The organism is Paenibacillus sp. FW101-FHT12H11, from assembly GCF_058790355.1.
The window spans coordinates 142229-158324 of sequence record NZ_JBYTCO010000010.1 but is presented as its reverse complement, the minus strand read 5'-3'; the positions used below and the strand labels follow the sequence as shown (position 1 = coordinate 158324).

At 45.6% G+C, this 16096-nt stretch carries 9 protein-coding genes; all 9 read left to right on the top strand.

Translation table 11 applies throughout. The features are described 5' to 3' along the window. Nucleotides 1–240 precede the first annotated feature (240 nt). The 9 genes from AC3WTJ_RS28875 to AC3WTJ_RS28835 all read left to right on the top strand — a co-directional run bounded on the left by AC3WTJ_RS28875 (nucleotide 241) and on the right by AC3WTJ_RS28835 (nucleotide 16073). Nucleotides 241–1011 (top strand): ABC transporter ATP-binding protein, encoded by a 771-nt coding sequence (locus AC3WTJ_RS28875; RefSeq protein WP_492524684.1) that lies wholly within the window; start codon nucleotides 241–243, stop codon nucleotides 1009–1011. Continuing rightward, entirely contained in the window at nucleotides 974–2068 is a 1095-nt protein-coding gene (locus AC3WTJ_RS28870) for an efflux RND transporter periplasmic adaptor subunit (RefSeq protein ID WP_492524683.1), read from the top strand. The genes AC3WTJ_RS28875 and AC3WTJ_RS28870 overlap by 38 nt, the downstream gene beginning before the upstream one ends. Further along, on the top strand, nucleotides 2068–5013 hold the full coding sequence (locus AC3WTJ_RS28865) for an ABC transporter permease (RefSeq protein ID WP_492524682.1): 2946 nt from the start codon (nucleotides 2068–2070) through the stop codon (nucleotides 5011–5013). Before AC3WTJ_RS28870 ends, AC3WTJ_RS28865 begins: the two co-directional genes overlap by 1 nt. 1 nt (nucleotide 5014) lies before the next feature. After that, on the top strand, nucleotides 5015–5938 hold the full coding sequence (locus AC3WTJ_RS28860; protein WP_407867878.1) for an ABC transporter ATP-binding protein: 924 nt from the start codon (nucleotides 5015–5017) through the stop codon (nucleotides 5936–5938). Beyond that, on the top strand, nucleotides 5935–7407 hold the full coding sequence (locus AC3WTJ_RS28855) for an ABC transporter substrate-binding protein (RefSeq protein WP_407867877.1): 1473 nt from the start codon (nucleotides 5935–5937) through the stop codon (nucleotides 7405–7407). The genes AC3WTJ_RS28860 and AC3WTJ_RS28855 overlap by 4 nt, the downstream gene beginning before the upstream one ends. Before the next feature lie 53 nt (nucleotides 7408–7460). Beyond that, the gene (locus tag AC3WTJ_RS28850) at nucleotides 7461–9611 is read left to right on the top strand and encodes a COG1470 family protein (RefSeq protein WP_492524681.1); all 2151 of its coding nucleotides are present in this window, start codon (nucleotides 7461–7463) and stop codon (nucleotides 9609–9611) included. A gap of 287 nt (nucleotides 9612–9898) precedes the next feature. Further along, nucleotides 9899–13009, top strand: a complete 3111-nt coding sequence (locus AC3WTJ_RS28845) for an efflux RND transporter permease subunit (protein ID WP_492524680.1) — start codon at nucleotides 9899–9901, stop codon at nucleotides 13007–13009. A gap of 29 nt (nucleotides 13010–13038) precedes the next feature. Beyond that, on the top strand, nucleotides 13039–14298 hold the full coding sequence (locus AC3WTJ_RS28840) for an efflux RND transporter periplasmic adaptor subunit (RefSeq protein WP_492524679.1): 1260 nt from the start codon (nucleotides 13039–13041) through the stop codon (nucleotides 14296–14298). A gap of 23 nt (nucleotides 14299–14321) precedes the next feature. Then, on the top strand, nucleotides 14322–16073 hold the full coding sequence (locus tag AC3WTJ_RS28835) for a hypothetical protein (protein ID WP_492524678.1): 1752 nt from the start codon (nucleotides 14322–14324) through the stop codon (nucleotides 16071–16073). Nucleotides 16074–16096: the final 23 nt, after the last annotated feature.

Here is a 16096-nt window from a genome sequence, read left to right as displayed (position 1 = left end):
AGATAAGGATCATCTTAAAAGTCTGCAAGGACTTTCAGGATGGTCCTTTTTTGGATAAAATTAGGTATTTTGTTGTATAACATTTTTTTACAAATGATAGTATATTTTAATAGATTCATACAAGATATCGTTCGTGCTAAAAACTTTCAGCAAATTTTCAGTTTCGTGGAACTTTTTGAAAACATCTAACGTCTAATTTATCATACAGGTTATTTTGGAAATGAAAGGAAGAAGTACCATATGGCGAATTGGTTTCGCAAAAATAACAGGGCTGAGCCTGCAGGTACTGAGGATAAGATAATCCCTAACGAGTTGCAAGCAGCTACGCACGTACATCATTCGCCGCTGCTGACGGTAACGGGTGTTCATCGTTCTTTTCAAGTCGGCGGCGAGCGTTTAGAGGTGCTGAAAGGGATTGAGATGGAACTCAGACCGCTTCAGCTTGTGATGCTCAAAGGCCGCTCAGGCTCAGGCAAAACAACACTTTTGAATTTGATTGGGGGGCTTGATCAGCCGAATGAAGGAGAAATCATGTTCCTAAATCATGCTTTTCATTTAGGGAGCGACAATGAACGAACATTAGTTCGCCGAAAGGAGATCGGCTTTATTTTTCAATCGTATGCCTTAATGCCGTTGTTATCAGCATGGGAAAATGTGGAGCTTGCGCTTCGCATGGCGGGTGTTCCTCGGTCTGAATGGAAAGAACGGGTTGCGTATTGTCTTGAACTCGTCGGGCTCGGTAAGCGAATGTACCATCGGCCTTTCGAGTTGTCTGGCGGTGAGCAACAGCGTGTTGCCATTGCCAAGGCGATTGCGCATCGACCTTCCTTGATTTTGGCTGACGAACCGACGGCTGAGCTGGACTCCCAGATGGGAGCACAAATCATGTCTGTTTTTCGCAGTATGATTGCAACGGAGCAGGTAACAATTTGTATGACGACCCATGACCCTACGATTTTGGAGGATGCCGATCATGTTTACGAAATGGTGGACGGGAAATTCGTCTCCTAACTGGGGAAAACCCGTAACTGCACTACTTATCTCTACTACACTTATTTTATCTTCCGGCTGCTCGCTGCTGCCAAAGGAACAGGAAGAAGAGGCGCTTCCAAGCATTAATCCGCCTAAGTTATCCAAGAAGCCTGAATACACGGTGAAAACAGAAACGCTTGAGACGAAAGTAAGAGGGAGCGGGCGTCTCATGGCGCTGCAGGAAGAGAAGTTGTTCTTCTCCGAAGATATGACCTCCAAACGGATCAGTGCCATTCTCGTGAAAAATGGCGATGCGGTTGAGAAAGGCCAGCCTGTTGCTGAGCTTGACGTGTCGGATATGGAAAGCGATTTGAAGCGGAAGAAGCTTGAGACCCGCAAAGATGAGCTGACAATGATCGAAACGCTGCGGAAAGCGGACGAAATGACGCCGGAGCAAATTGAGCAGGCGAAGATTGATTTTGAGCTGAAGCGAGAGGAACTCACGAAGTTGGAAACCCAAGTGAGCAAAGCGAAGCTTCTCGCACCGTTTAGCGGAACGATCGTGACGGTTACAGCGAAAAAAGGCGACACTGTGAAATCGGAAGAGTCCGTCGCAACAATTGCGGACTTGAATGAGTTGACGGTGGCGGCAAGTATAAGTGCAGACGATGCGAAGAAAGTCTCCATCGGCATGGATGTCCAAGTGGATATTAACTCTGCCGGACAGCACAAAGGAAAGGTCAAGCAGCTGCCAAATCCGCAAGCGGCAGGGAATAATAACGGCGGCTTCCCGGGAGGCGGGCAAGACGGCAAACAGGATTCCATTGATCAATATTTAGTCGTTCAGCTGGATGAATTTCCAAAAGGCCTGAATCGTGGAACTCCTCTTAGCGTGACAATTATTACCCAAAGGAAAGAAAACGCGACAACGATACCGCTTGCGGCGCTTCGTTCCTATTCCGGCCGGAATTATGTGCAGGTGGTCGATAATCAGGGAAATAAGAAGGAAGTCGATGTGGAAATCGGTCAACAGACGTCAACGGATGTAGAGATTGTAAAAGGTCTTACCGCCGGACAGAAAGTAGTTGGTCGCTAATGTCTATTCCCATGCTGCGGTTTTTATTTCGGAAAATGTGGAATACCCGCTGGCTGACGCTCAGCACATTGCTTGGTTTGATTATGGCGGTTGCGTTCACAACCAGTATACCGATGTATGCGGACGGGTCGCTGAAGCGTGTCGTAGCCAAATCGCTCGAAGAGAAAAGCAGCGGACTTCCGGCTGGATCTGTGCTTATGCGATATCAAGCGGTTGGGACGGAACGTGCAGGGTTAGACGAGCTAAAAGACGTCAATGTGTACATAGGAGAAGAAATTCCCAAAGAAATTGGATTTCCGATTGAAACGTTCGCCAAAAGCTACACGATCAAAGCAGCTCAAATAACCCCTGTTGATACATCGAAAGTAGATCCCAGCAAGAGGCGGCAAATGGCGCTTACTTCATGGAGCGAGCTGAATAATCACGTGGATTGGTCCATCGGTCAAATGGCTTCGGATCAAGTGCAGAACGGCATTCTGGAAGCTGTTGTTTTGGATGAAGCTCTATACCGGAATGATTTGCATATCGGCGATGTGTTCAACTACTCGGTGTCTGGCGCAGGTGGCAGCCAACTGCTTAAAGTGAAGATCGTCGGCTCTTTCAAGCCCAAAAATGAAGCTGATGCCTATTGGTTTCAAGGTTTAGAGGGGTTACTTAACTCACTTATCGTAAGTGATGATGTTTTTATGAAGACGTTGTTAACAGAGAAGAAAATTCCGCTTCAGTTGGCTAATTGGTACTATGCCTTTGACCTGCGGAATATTCAAACAAGTCAGTTGTCACCGTTAGATCACCGCCTGGAGAGGTTGGATATCAACCTGTTCCAGAAACTTAAAAATACGAAAGTCGATGTTTCCTTCAAGCCGATGCTTGCTGAATTTAAGGCGCAAAGCTTGCAGATGCAAATATTATTATTCACGCTAGCGGCACCTATGATTGCCATGGTTTTCTATTACATTGTTATGAATGCCAGACAATCCCTGGATCGGCAGCGGGGAGTCATTGCCACTCTGCGAAGCAGGGGCGGCAGCACGAAGCAAATCATTGGCATTTATTTTTTGGAAGGTTTATCGCTAGGGATCATAGCGTTGGTGGTTGGACCGTTCATGGGTTGGTTTATGGCTAAGAGTATAGGTTCTTCCAGCGGGTTCCTGACTTTTGTTGACCGGAAATCAATTCCAGTCAGTTTTACCAAGGAAGCATTGCTGTACGGCGGGCTAGCTGTGCTAATCGCCATCCTGGCAAGTGTCATTCCTGCGGTTCTTTTCGCCAAAGCTTCAATCGTGAACTACAAGCAGCTGCTTGCTCGATCTGATCGATCTCCGCTTTGGCAGCGTTGGTTTATAGACATAGTACTGCTCGGTGTTGTAGGTTATGGCTTTTATCTGTTTGATCAGCGTCAGGTGTTGTCTGTACAGACTGGCTTAACGACCGATCAACTGCAAGTTCATCCGTTATTGTTTTTTGTGCCTGCACTCTCGATTTTCGCGTTGGGATTATTCTTTTTGCGAATTTTCCCGTGGCTGCTGCGTTTTTTTGGATGGCTTGGGCGGAGATTCCTTCCGGTGCCTCTGTACTTAACACTTGTGCAGCTTTCCCGGTCGGCCAAAGCTTACTATCCATTAATGCTGTTGTTGATTCTTACACTGGGACTCGGTGTATACAATTCTTCGGCGGCACGCACGATTGATCTGAATTCCACAGAGCGAACGCTCTATCAATATGGAACGGATGTGGTGCTGCAAACGGTTTGGGAAGGCTTCTCCGATGATCTGCCTAAGGATCCTAATGCAGGCGGAAATTCTGGAGGTTCTCAGGGTGGTGGTGCTGGAGGTAATAACGGCGGCAACGGTGGCTCCGGTAACGGAGGAAATGGTGCTGGCGGTGGCCAAGGAGGCCAAGGCGGTCAGGGTGGTGGAAATCCCGGAGAGGAAACACCATCGAAGATTCGCTACGTCGAGCCGCCATTTCAAGTTTTTCGCGAGCTTGAGGGCGTTCAGGCGGCGGCAAGAGTACTACAAACCAAAGGCAACGTCGTGGTTTCCGGGAAATCGACGGGCCAAGGGCTTGTCATGGGCATCGATAACGTCGATTTTGCCAAAGTCGGGTGGTTCCGGCCAGATTTATTTCCAGCTCCTCCGTATCAATATTTGAATTTGCTTGGCAGCTATGAGCAAGCCGTTATCATTCCTTCTAATTATGCAAGCAAGTATGCGCTGAAAGCCGGGGATCTGCTCTCGATTACCATTAGCCAGCAGCCTGTGGAATTCGTCATCGTTGGCATTCTTCCGTACTGGCCAAGTCAATATCCCGATCAGACGCCATTTTTCATTACAAATTTGGATTATGTATACGATCAAGCGCCTATGGTTCCTTATGAGGTTTGGCTGAAAATGAAACCAGACGCGAAAGTGGCACCGATTGTTACTGCTTTGCAAGAAAAGGGGATCGAGTTAGCTTCTGTGAAGGATGTTCGCAATGAGCTCATTGTCCAGAATAAGCTTCCAGCAAGAGGCGGAGTTTTCGGGATTCTAAGCTTAGGGTTTCTCGTATCTGTCCTTGTGTCTTTAATCGGCTATATGTTGTACTGGTTCTTTAATCTTTCAAGTCGTGTCGTGCAGTTTGGGGTCCTTCGCGCGATGGGGCTTTCCCGCAAGCAATTGACCGGCATGCTGCTACTTGAGCAAGGTTTTACAGCAGGTTTATCAATTGCCTTAGGAATTGCAATAGGTAAACTGACGAGTTATTTCTTTCTGCCTTTCTTGCAAACCTCTCAGAATGTGAAGACTCAAGTGCCGCCTTTCCGGGTTGTTTTCGATTCCAAAGACACCAATCAGCTCTATTTCGTTGTAGCTTTCATGATGGCAACAGGAGCTTTACTGCTGTTCCTGCACATTAGAAGGCTGCGTGTTCATCAAGCTGTGAAGCTCGGGGAGGAGAAATAGAATGATTACTTGTGAAGGCTTAGTCAAAATTTACAAATCAGACGAAGTGGAAGTTGTCGCTTTGCAAGGATTGAACATCCAAGTTGACGCCGGCGAGCTCATGGCCATTATCGGGAACAGCGGAAGCGGCAAGTCTACTTTGCTGAACATCTTGGGAGGTCTGGATCGTCCTTCCGCAGGTCAAGTGAAGGTCGGCGACTGGGATTTGTTGAAAATCACTGATAAACAGCTGGTCGAATACAAACGGCATACAGTTGGCTTCATCTGGCAAAATAACGCCCGCAATCTTGTTTCCTATTTGACTGCACTCGAGAATGTAGAGATGCCGATGATGCTCAGCGGGAAATATGATCCCGCCTACGCCAAGCAATTGTTGGAGTGGGTCGGGCTGAGCCATCGGCTGAACAATAAACTGCAAGAGCTGTCAGGAGGCGAACAGCAGCGTGTAGCCATCGCGATTTCGCTTGCTAACCGTCCGAGGCTGTTGCTTGCCGATGAACCTACGGGTTCCGTAGATTCCAAAACGGCGGATATGATACTAAACATTTTTCAGCGTCTGAATAAAGAATTGGGGGTTACGATTGTGATTGTTACCCATGATTTATCCATGGCTGGAAAAGTGGGAAGAGTCGTTGCCATCCGGGATGGAATGACCAGTTCAGAGTTTATTGCGCGCAGTCCGTCACTTGTAGGCACGACGGGTATTGCGGGTGGACTTGCGAATAAGGACCATGAAGAGTTTGTGGTATTAGACCGTGCAGGCCGCTTGCAAGTGCCCAAAGCTTATCTGAACGCTTTGCAAATCGAAGGCAAAGCAACGATGGAGTTTGACGGCGAGAAAATTATGATTAAAGCGCCAAAAGCCATACCGGCTTTTGGGGGCAAAGATATGAATTCACATGCTGACGGAGGTAAATCCAAATGAAATCAATTACACGTAAAATGGTCGCTACATCTTTGACCTTGGCCATGGTCGTACCCCTTGCAGTAGCTTGTACCAAGGGTGAGAAAACGGACGATAAACAGGAGCGGGTGCTGAAGATCGCCACATCCATGGGGTTCGGTGATGATGAGTATTTCCGACAACAGTTTACAGAAATATTTGAGTTCGCCAACCCGAATATTAAGATTGAAATGATTCCAACGATGGATGATAAGTATCGCTATGGCGGGGTGCAGCCTGGTGAGAAGATGCCGGATCCGATGGAGAAGCTGAAAGAGGTCATGCAGGGAGATAACCCGCCGGATGTTGTGATGGTCGGCTTCGAACAGCTGCCGGATATTATTGAAAGCAATATGCTGACGCAACTGGATCCGCTGATTACAAAAGATAAATTCGATACAACAGGCATTGTTCCTGCTGTCATTGATGGCATCAAAAACGCCGGCAGCGGTAAGTTGTATGCACTTGCGCCAACCTTCTCGTCCTCGGCATTGATTTATAATAAGAAAATGTTCACGGATGCCGGTGTTGATTTTCCAAAAGACGGCATGACATGGGATGAGGTTTTTGACCTTTCCAAACGGTTGACCAAAGGAGAAGGAGAGAACCGATTGAACGGCTTCTCATTCTCAACGCAAGCTCAAGGCGATTTATTCTATGGCATGCAAATGTACACGGCTCCTCTGCAAATCAAGATGTTTGATGATGCTGGAGATAAGATGACAGTGGATACGGATCAGTGGGAAAAAGTATGGACGAAGATGGCACAGCTGCAAAAAGACAATGTGTTCCCTGAGCTTATGGATCCACAAAAGGGGATGAATCGTAAATTCGATCAAGAAAACCCTTTTGCTTATGACGATTTCATGTCGAACCGCTTGGCGATGGGTATCATTAATTACGGTCAAATTCAACAAATTACGAATGCGAACAAAAACGCTGCCAGCTACAAAGGATTTACACCGATTGATTGGGATGTTGTAACAATTCCTTCCCATCCTGAAGCGAAAGGCGTGGGCGGTTCCATTTATATGAATGGGATTATGGGGATTAACGCGAAAGCGCAAAATCCTGATGATGCCTGGAAATTCATTAAATTCGTGAATGGCGATGACTGGGCCAAACTGAAATCATACAGTTCTTATAACTTAGTTGCTCGTTCCAAATATTTGAAGCCGAAAGACGGTTTGGACTTCCATATGGAAGCATTTTACAATGTTATTCCTGCTCCGTCGGATAATAACTTCAAAATTTATCGGGATAAGCCAAACATTTATCAAGTCCAAGAGATTGGCCATCAATTGTTTAACAATGTGTTACAAGGAAAAACGACGGCTCGTGAGGCACTGAAAGAATGGCAAACCCAAGGCGATGCGATGCTGAAGCAAATGAAGGAAAATCCAGGTGAGCCACCGAGACCTATGACTATGCAAGCCGTGCCTGCCGGTTAATAACCACGAACGATAAGATGACAGTTACAACGATGAAGGAGGCCATTCACATCATGAAGATCAAGTTCGGCTACAAATATGCGGCCACAATTGCTTTGTCTGCCACAATGGCATTTGGCGCCATAACTCCCGTTTGGGCGTATGGCAGTCCAGCCGCCGTAACCATGGCGATAGGTAAGGTACCGATTACAAATAGCAGCTATTTTGAATTAAAGCAAATTCATGTTTTACCTGATCAAAGCGGCAAGATCGCAACGTTCACGATTACAATTCATAATGAAGGCAGCAGTGAACTGCAATTTATTGATTACTGGGCTAGATTAAAAAGTAAATCAGGTAATCAATTCTCAGCGCGCCTGCTGCCTGCTGATAAGGATAAGAACCGGGTAGCCCCCGGTTCTACAACTGATTTAACATTCTATGCAACGGTGAATCCAAGCACGAATCTTCAGGACCTTGTTGTCCAATTCATCAAGTGGGATTTTAGCCAAACGAATTTCGAACGGGTGCTTGGAGAGGTCGCTGTACCGGAGAATTATACAGATGTCGTCCCCTCTGAAGGTACGGGCACCATTTCGATTGGCGGCGTGGAAGTACGAGCTTCTATTAAAAAGTTCGTCAGCAACAAAAACGAGAAATATCATGTTCCTACGGTTTATCTGACGCTTGAGAATGCAGGTAGTCATGCTGTAACTATACCTGCTTACTTATTCTCAATTAGGACACAGGACGGGCTCTTGTATCCTTTGGAAGCCAAAGGGATCAAGGATTTGAAAATTAATCCAAAAGAGAGCAAAGAAATTCAGCTTTCCGGTTCGATTCCCGTTGCGGTAGCCGCGGATGCTTGGCAGCTGGCCATTGCGGATACGATTGCGGATTTGAAGCTTAATGTAGCCGTAGCCAATTTCCAACTTCCTGCCGTATCATCGCAAGAAGGTGGTTCCATTGGCAAAGAGTACTCTTTCACGAATAAATCAGGCGTTTACACAGCTCAGCTAGGTGGTCTTCACCGTCTTCCTTGGGAGGATCAAGATCTTTTGACAGCAGATCTCGTACTGAGCAATAAGGGAGATGAGTCGCTGCCCATTCCGAAACTGTCCGGATATTTCCTCCTGGATGATGCGGTCAAAATCGATGCGAAGCTTATCCAGACAGCTAAAGTGATTGGGCTTGGAGCGGGTACAAGCGTTAACCTGCAGCTTGCCGGCAAATTGCCGTATACGTATGAGTTCTCTCACGTGAAGCTTGTACTCCAAGAAAATGAGGGAGAGGAACCGGCTACGGGAACAGAGACAACAAGCACAACAACAACGGATGTTCTGGAGTTCTCAACACAAGCTGAACTACAAGCTGTTCCTTTAATTGGATTGGGCGAATCCTACTCGTCGACAGATGTCGGGCGCAAAGCCAAGTATGCGGTTAGAAGCGTATCGACCTATGAGGACAAAACGAGCATCATGTATTCCGCTATGGTTGAGGTGACTAACCTGGAGAAAAGATTCACGAACGCCACCAAGCTTGTCGCAAATTTCCGGTCACCGGACGGAACCGTATTCCCGGCTTCTGTTGCGGAAGTGAAGAACAAAATTTCTCCATCGGGAAAAGGGCTGCTTAATGTTTGGGCGCCTGTGCCAAAAGGCTTTTCAACAGAGAATATGAATTTGCTTCTTGGCGAAGCCGTAACGGAGGGCAAATTGTCCGAAGGTGACAAGGCTGTTGCTGATTCCTATGTAAATCCAGTTGCTTATAAACTGCCAGCGGAGATTACGAATGTGGCAGATACACTTACAAATGTGAACTTATTCCCTTACACGATTAGCATTAATAAAATTGGGACGAGTATTGAGGATAGGGTATTTACACTCAAATTCAACTACGAGTTAACGAAAGAGAAACTGACCGAAATTAACACCGAAGGCCATAACTTATTGCTTGTATTTGAAGATGGCGGCGGAATTAAACGTTTTGAGAAAAAATTCGATTTCAAAGATTTTGACGTCTTCAATGGAGATTCCACGGGGGATGAGGATACGAAGATTCGACTTGGGAAAAGAGAGAATTTCAAAATTTCGATCCCCGATGAAGGCCTTATTTTTAATACAAAATTCCTGAAAAAATATACACTTAGTGTGTACGACGAATTCCAGGGGCAACGAAAATTAGTTGCTTCTCAGAAGGCAGATTGGTTTATTACTACGGATTAAACATACATCTAAGGGTTGTCTCAAATGGTCTGCTATAGCCAATGAGCAGCCCTTTTTTTGTGTCCAGTCATAAGAAGTCATAACAGAATTGCCCACCATATGACCAATATATGACTGAAATATGACTTCACTCACCTGTTTTTATACATAGCCCGATATATAATAAATCCAGACCGAAAAAAACATAAATTTTCCAACGTAATTTTATGTTTTGTTAAGAAATTCCAAGTATGATGGTTGAGTGAGTGTTTCAAAGTATTAAAGCTGGTGATAGGGGAGAAGTGAGAATGATCAAGTTAACCGAGTTTTCAATGAAAAATGTAGCAGCAATTTTCATTCTGATGCTGCTTTTGGTCGTAGGTGGTACGTACTCCACAACGACGCTCAAGGTAGAAAGCTTTCCAGACATTACTTTTCCGGTCGTCATTGTAAGTACTACATACGTAGCGCCTCCCAAGGATGTGCTAGACGAAGTTACAAAGCCGCTCGAAAAGGCGGTTGCAGGATTAGACGGTCTAAAGACGCTTAGCTCAAGTTCACAGGATAATTACTCACAAATTATTTTGGAGCTTGAACAGGATAAGAAGCCGGAAGATGTGAAGAAGGACGTTGAGAGCCTAATCTCCAATGTTAAGCTTCCGCAGGGATCTGAGAAGCCTAAGGTGTTAACTGCCGGCTTTGCTTCCGAACCGGTCTACTATCTCGCCGTATACGGTGACGAGGGAATGAACCAGGCTGAGCTGGATAATGCGTACAAGGATACAATTCTTCCAGGCTTTAATGGACTTAAAGGGGTTGACCATGTCGACTCTGTCGGTAACCAGGACGCTGTGCTTACAATTAAGCTGGATGCGCCTGCGATTAACAATTATGGTCTGACTCCAGCGGATGTATCTGGATCCATTAAGGCAGCATTGGTTTCCAGCCCTGCTGGTACCGTGGATTTCAATGGTAACCAACAGATGGTTCGTGTTAAAGGCGAGATGGATACCATCTACAATTTGGACAATTTAAAAATTACGACGAAAGCAGGCGATACGCTTCTCCTTAAGCAAATAGCCAAGGTTGAAGCCATTAGCGAGTCCAAATTTATTGCCAGATTAGACGATAAACCGGCAATTGGTGTGCTTTTATACAAAACCAAAGCGGCCAACGCCGTTGAATTTGCAGATAGCGCAGATAAATTAATGACAGACTGGGCCCAGACTTTGCCTGGTGTGAAGTTTCACAAAATTTATAACTCAGCCAACGATATCAAAGATTCTATCCATGGAATGGTCCAAGAAGGCGGCTTAGGTGCAATCCTGGCATCTGTCATGATCTTGCTGTTCCTCCGTAATATACGGATGACACTGATCGTACTCGTTTCCATTCCTCTATCGATTCTCGTCACACTGTTAGTCATGGGACCATTGGGCATTTCCCTGAATATCATGACGCTTGGCGGTATGGCAATCGCGGTTGGCCGGGTAGTAGACGACAGTATCGTCGTTATCGAAAATATTTATAGCCAGCTGCAAGTGGCTCAACAACGTAATGAATCCGTTATTCGATTAGCAACGAAACAAGTTTCGAGTGCAATTACGTCTTCAACCATTACAACCGTAGGTGTATTTGGTCCGATCGGCTTCGTAAGCGGGGTTGTCGGCGAAGTTTTCCGTCCTTTTGCGATAACGCTGGTTGTTGCTCTTTTATCTTCATTGATTGTTGCGTTAACTGTCATTCCCATGTTGGCGAAGCTGATGGTGCTTAAATCCAAAAAGCTTACCAACCACGATGAAAATCATGTTGGACCGATGGGGGAGAAGTATAAGAAAGCGATCATCTGGTCTTTAAACAACCGCATCAAAACGCTTTTGATAGCCGGAGTAGCCCTTATTCTTTCTATTGTTATTACGGTTCCGAATTTAGCGGTGGCTTTCATGCCAAACAGTGAAGCTGTGAAACAAGGGGCCATTGAAATAAAAATGCCTCGCGAAACATCCATTGAGATGATGAATGAAAAATCCAAAGAACTCGAAAGAGAGTTGAAGCAGCATAAAGATAAATTAGGTAATCCTGCTTTCAAGTATATCGAATCACTAGTTGGTTATAACCAAAGCAGCGATCGGTATGCCTATAGAGCGATGATGTTCTTCGAATTAACCGCAGACACAGATGCGACAGAGGCTGTCAAAATCTACAAAGAAGATATGCTGAAATTGATGCCGCCAGGTTCGGATGTCAACCTCCAGTTATTTACGGGTGGACCTCCAACATCAACAGGTTCTGATTTTGCCTACTCGCTGAAGGGCGATGACCAGTTATATCTCCAACAAGCTGCTAAGATGGTGGAAGAAAAGCTGAAAGAGTTTCCAGAAATAAATGATATCAAAGATAGTCTGAGTGATTCTAAAACGGAAGTTGAGATTACTGTCGATCAAAATAAGGCGCGATTGTACGGACTATCTTCAGCGCAAATTCTACAATCTGTTAGTTCCTGGATTGCAGAAGAAAAGCTCGGAGATTTGAAGTTTAACAATGTTACTTATGCAACCAAGGTTATGCTTAATCCAACTTATAAAAATTCCGTGGACAAATTAGGCACATTCTTGGTCAAAACACCTACGGGTCAAACGATCCAGTTAAATGAAGTTGCTCATATTGCGCAAATTGACGCGCCTAATAGCATCAGTCGTGAAGATGAAGAACAAATTGTAAGTGTAAGCGCCAAAATTGACAGCACGGATAAAGGTGGCGTGAGCCAGAAAATAACGGCTGAGCTGGCTAAGTTGGAGCTGCCGTCTGGGGTCTCACGTGAAGTCAAAGGCGTTTCTGATGATATTAACAGAAGTTTTATGCAAATGTTTGTCGCCATCTTTGCATCCATTTTCATTGTTTATATTGTCATGGTAATCGCATTTGGTAACGCAAGAGCGCCACTGGCTATTCTTTTCTCACTGCCGCTTGCGGCTATTGGGGGGCTTCTAGGGCTTCTGATTACGGGAGAATCCATCAATGTTACTTCACTCATCGGATTCCTCATGCTGATCGGTATCGTTGTAACGAACGCGATTGTACTTGTAGACCGTGTACAGCAGCTTAGGGAGCATGGCCATTCCATCCGTGATGCACTTATTGAGGCAGGGATTACCCGTTTAAGACCGATCATTATGACGGCCGGTGCAACGATTATTGCCCTACTGCCGCTTGGATTAGGTTTATCCAAAGGGACCATTATTTCCAAAGGATTGGCGGTCGTTGTTATTGGGGGACTTACAACTTCAACGTTGTTAACACTGGTCATTGTGCCGATTATGTATGAGATTTTATTTAAAAAGAGAGAGCGTCGTTGGTTCAAAAGAAAAGGGAAATCGTCAACCATACAAACAGAGCAAGCACCATCTGCGCTTCAATAAGCTGAATTGGGGAAAAGGAGAAATCGAATATGAAACGTCAGTTGTTCACGATTAAGCAAAGTGCCAAATTATTCGGTGTCGTCGCGCTTAGCGCGGCGATCATCGCAGGATGTTCCGCATCACCTGCTGCAAGCCCGAGCGCAACGCCGGGAACTGCTGCTGAGCAAGGAGTTAAAGTTGTAAAAACGGCTAAAATTGCTAAACAAAAGATTGGTAATCCGATCGAGCAAGTAGGGGATGTTGTCTCTTCTATACAATTGGATGTGGTAGCGAAGTCAGGCGGGGAAGTTATTGAAATTCTTAAAAAACGCGGAGATAAAGTTGAAAAAGGCGATGTGCTGTTCCGCTTGGATCCGACCGATGTTTTGATTCAAAAAGACTTGAATACCGTGAGTATAAAAGGAGCCCAGGCCGGGCTTGTTGAAGCTAAACAAAAGACGGCCAACGGGATTGCTGATGCCAAAGATGGTGTGTCTAAATTAGAAACAGCTGTTAGCGATCTTGAGAAGGCCTATAACAAGGCTCGTAATGAATACGATCTGGGTACAGCAACGAAAACGCAGTTAGAACAGTCCGAAACAGCGCTAACAAATATGAAAAAAGATTTGGAGAGCGCACGTAGAACGCTGAAAACTGCACAAGAGACGAATTCCCTTGCACAGGTGGAAACTAGTCTGGAGTCAGCACAGGTAAGCGCACGAAGTATAGATAGAACACTAAGCAACCTTGATGTAAAAGCGCCTGCTTCCGGCGTGCTAACGGATCTTAATGTGACCGTTGGTGAAACATTGTCACCAGGCGGCCGTGTCGGTGAAGTGCAGCAGACGAACCCGGTCAAAATCAAGTCTCAACTGACCGAAGCATCAGCAGCTCTCGTTCGAGGCAAAAACGAACTTATTTTCTACATACCAGACGTTACAGACAAAGCGAGCGCTAAAGTCACGTATTTATCAGATGTAATCAATGGTCAATCCAAGGCGTATGATTTGGAGTTAGAGGTCCCGAATCCGGATGGCAAGTTGAAACCGGGCTCCAAGGCCCAAGTCGAGCTCACCAAAGACGATGAACAAATCGTACCGGTTATTCCGAGCCTTAGTATCGTCCGCGAAGGCGGCGACAGCTATGTGTATATCGCGAACGGGGATACCGTACAAAAGCGTAAGGTTGAACTTGGACGATTAAACGAAACGAATCAAGAAGTATTATCCGGTGTTAAGGAAGGCGAGATGCTCGTAATTTCCGGACAGCACCAGCTGAAAGATCAAGATAAAATTAAAGTGAGCAACTAGCAGGGCTCAAGGAGGAGAACTACGTGAATAAGAAAATGAAGAGATCACTGGCCACTATTGTACTATCCGCTGCACTTTTAACTACCGCTTCTTTTCCTGCATGGGCTGCGGAGGGTGTGAGCTCGGCAGTTTTCGCTCAAACAAGTACGAATACCAGCTATGCGTTGACAGATAAAGTTGAAGTGGAGATCAAAAGCATACTCAACGAGCATGAATCGGATACAACGAAGCTGGGAGCCGTCATTCGGATTAAAAATACAACCGATAAAATAACTCGTGTCCCTGATTATGAATTACGTGTTCGTATGGCGGATGGCATCGAATATACGCTGCAACCAAGTGCCAAAAATCCAAAGTCGATACTGCCGAAGACGCAGCAAGAGCTTAGCTATCTAACGAATGCAGAACGCAGCGACGATGCTGAGCTTAGTGAGCTTAGCTTTGTGGATGTGGATATGGAAGTTTATCCGAAAAAAGAAACAACACTGCTGAGCGTACCCGTTGACGCGGCGCTCGTGTGGAAAGGCAGTGACAGCACAATCACCAAAGCTTCTGCGCTTCTGAAGTGGGGCGAGGCTTTCACGCTGCCATCACTGAGGACATCGGTAGGCTTCATTCCTGTGGATATCCACAAAGAAATTACTGCCAAAGGCGTGTCTACTGTTGTGCAAATTCAGGTCGTCAATCCAACGAATGAACGTCAAACCGTGCCGAGTTTCGGAATCGACGGCAAGACGGAGAGCAAGGTTTATTCCGGCGATCGTGCCGAAGCTTCCGTTGTGCTTGATCCGGGTGAGAAAAAGTATATCCATATCGTTATTCCAACCGATTTGGATACCGAATTCACGAGTTTGAATGTCGTGACGCCAGAGAGTTTCTTCGCCTCGCAGGCGGATGGCAAAATGCAAGAAGATACTTACCGTGTAGGGCGTGCGAACATTCTACTGCCTGTTGGAGCGGCGACACAAGGCGTCATTCCGGCTCCAGATTACACATTAGGAACGCCAGTTAAACTGGATTCAACGAATAAATTCGTACCGTCCAATGTCGATGTGTCGCTTGTTGAACTGCATGTTACCAACAATGAAGATGATGGATTCAATACGGCAGTTGCCAAATTTAAACTAACGAATAACAGCGATCGTCCAGTCCCTATTCCAGCGATACAAACGGAGCTTGTAAGCAAAGACGGCTTTGCTTATGGAGGAAGAAGACAGTTGGCAACTGCTCTTAGTGTTGTTCCTAAGGCTTCATATGTTGTCAGCTATTCCTATGCGCTTCCTGCTTCCGAAACGGGGGAGGGTTTGAAGATGAACTTATACAGCCAACAAGTTAGCGGGGATACGGTGTATAAGTCACTGCTAGCAACTGCGAAAGTGCCCGTTCAGGCCAACGAGACAACGAGTAAAGTGCTTAACGTTTACCCTTATGAGATCAATATTAAGGACTGGAGTATTTCAGCGATGTACCAAGCTTCCTTGACCTATGATTACAAGTTGAAGCTGGAGCTCGACATCAAACCGGATAAACAAGTAACAGCGGATAAGTATAACAACATGCTTTCCTTTGAGTTATTTGATAAAGTTGGCAATCCTATTGGAAAAACAACGAGAGATTTGTCAGGCGAAGGAAGATTGTACAATGGTACGAACACAATTGACCTAAGTGCGAGATCCGGTCAACTGGATTTCCCGATCCAAGTCAAAGTTTATGAGACCTTTACGAACGAATACGGAGAAACGGTTAAACGTTTCCTTACAACGTTTAAACAATAGCCTTTCAATGGATAAATCGCCTG

Coding starts and splice junctions, on each gene's coding strand:
- AC3WTJ_RS28870 (WP_492524683.1), top strand. CDS start 974: ATGTTTACGAAATGGTGGACGGGAAATTCGTCTCCTAACTGGGGAAAA.
- AC3WTJ_RS28865 (WP_492524682.1), top strand. CDS start 2,068: ATGTCTATTCCCATGCTGCGGTTTTTATTTCGGAAAATGTGGAATACC.
- AC3WTJ_RS28840 (WP_492524679.1), top strand. CDS start 13,039: ATGAAACGTCAGTTGTTCACGATTAAGCAAAGTGCCAAATTATTCGGT.
- AC3WTJ_RS28860 (WP_407867878.1), top strand. CDS start 5,015: ATGATTACTTGTGAAGGCTTAGTCAAAATTTACAAATCAGACGAAGTG.
- AC3WTJ_RS28875 (WP_492524684.1), top strand. CDS start 241: ATGGCGAATTGGTTTCGCAAAAATAACAGGGCTGAGCCTGCAGGTACT.
- AC3WTJ_RS28850 (WP_492524681.1), top strand. CDS start 7,461: ATGAAGATCAAGTTCGGCTACAAATATGCGGCCACAATTGCTTTGTCT.
- AC3WTJ_RS28855 (WP_407867877.1), top strand. CDS start 5,935: ATGAAATCAATTACACGTAAAATGGTCGCTACATCTTTGACCTTGGCC.
- AC3WTJ_RS28845 (WP_492524680.1), top strand. CDS start 9,899: ATGATCAAGTTAACCGAGTTTTCAATGAAAAATGTAGCAGCAATTTTC.